Origin of the sequence: Streptomyces colwelliae (assembly GCF_048158785.1) — a bacterium.
Classification (GTDB): domain Bacteria; phylum Actinomycetota; class Actinomycetes; order Streptomycetales; family Streptomycetaceae; genus Streptomyces.
This window is the reverse complement of sequence record NZ_JBLTJC010000967.1, coordinates 1-446: the sequence shown is the minus strand read 5'-3', so window position 1 is coordinate 446 and position 446 is coordinate 1. Positions and strand designations below refer to the sequence as shown.

The following is a 446-nucleotide window of genomic DNA, read 5'->3' as shown; positions in this document are numbered from 1 at the left end:
GGGCGTAGGGGGCCTGTCGACCGCGACTGTCGGGCGATTCGTGGGCGGTGCTCGGGGTTCCGAAGGGGGCGGCGGAGCTGGTGCCGGAGTCGGAGGTCGGGGCGGTGGAGCCGGTGAGGGTGCCGAAGCCGTAGGGGTCGTTGTCCGTGAGGTTCGGAACGGGCAGGTCGTCGCCCCGGTCGCGGGCGTTGGCGACCGCGCGGAGGCGGTCCACCGCGCCGTCCATCGCGAACTGGGCGGCGCCGAGCCCCTCCACGACATAGCCGCGCCGCGCCTGACCGCTGTCCTCGAAGGCGGACAGGACGCGGTACGTCGCCGAGAAGCCGCCTTCGACGCCCTCCGCGGCGACCGCTCCCCGGGTCACCACGCCGTGCCGGTCGAGCAGGGTGCGGGCCAGGGCGTGGGCGCGGACGGTGGGGTCCGGTTCGTGGGCGGGGAGCAGGGAC

1 protein-coding gene is annotated in these 446 nt (G+C 75.8%); it reads right to left on the bottom strand.

Annotated elements, in window-relative coordinates:
- On the bottom strand, window positions 1–446 hold a 446-nt coding region (locus tag ACNFOC_RS55390; RefSeq protein WP_416966445.1), incomplete at both ends, for an Lhr family helicase.